Origin of the sequence: Mesorhizobium sp. M7A.F.Ca.ET.027.03.2.1, from assembly GCF_003999175.1 — a bacterium.
Lineage (GTDB): Bacteria > Pseudomonadota > Alphaproteobacteria > Rhizobiales > Rhizobiaceae > Mesorhizobium.
The window spans coordinates 1-679 of record NZ_RZOM01001718.1 but is presented as its reverse complement, the minus strand read 5'-3'; the positions used below and the strand labels follow the sequence as shown (position 1 = coordinate 679).

Here is a 679-nt window from a genome sequence, read left to right as displayed (position 1 = left end):
CATCAGGCCAATGCACGCATGAATGCGATGATCCTGAAACTGTCGTTCGGCCACGAGGTCGACCACGACCGCGCGCCGATGGTGCTGGAGCGGCTGGGCAACACGGCGGGCGCCGGCGCCATCGTCGCGCTGTCGGAAAACCACGCCGACATGAAGCCTGGCGATTTCGGCCTGATCTGCGCCTTTGGCGCGGGGTATTCGATAGGCGGTGCGCTGCTGCGGATGCTCTAGCTATGTCGATATTCAGGTGAGGCCGCCCGGCGAATGGCTACGCTTCCCCGCGTCGCGGTAGGGCTGAACTCACGTACCCAAAAGTACGCTCCGTTCCTGTGCTCGGAATACACTTTGGCGCTCAATACGCCTTGTTGCGTTAGGCTGGTGCGAACGGCACTCGCCTGGCGATCGCCATCCCATCGGTGACGTTGATCGGACGATCAGCACTTTCGACTGGACGCCGCGAAGTCCGCCCGGCTAATTCGCTGGATGACGAGAGAAAAGAACGCCATGCTGGATCTCTTCCCCGAGGCTGAAAAGCCGATCGAAATCATCCCCGCGCGAAAGCTTGCCGCCAAGGCGGCAGCGCTTTACGTGGCGCCGGCGGATCATTTTCAGACGCGCCCGGTGGACGAATTGCTGCTGGATTTCGATGGCATAGCAGGCGATTTTCATGCCGGACCGA

Annotated in this window: 1 protein-coding gene and 1 pseudogene; both read left to right on the top strand. The window is 61.3% G+C overall.

Going from position 1 to position 679, the window contains the following annotated elements; all coding sequences use genetic code 11:
* The coding region (locus EN750_RS37615; protein ID WP_281062390.1) for a 3-oxoacyl-[acyl-carrier-protein] synthase III C-terminal domain-containing protein at nucleotides 1-231 on the top strand (231 nt) is incomplete at its 5' end.
* Between the two features lie 273 nt (nucleotides 232-504).
* Nucleotides 505-679 (top strand): annotated as a pseudogene (locus EN750_RS41325) (molybdenum cofactor sulfurase); the annotation flags it as partial.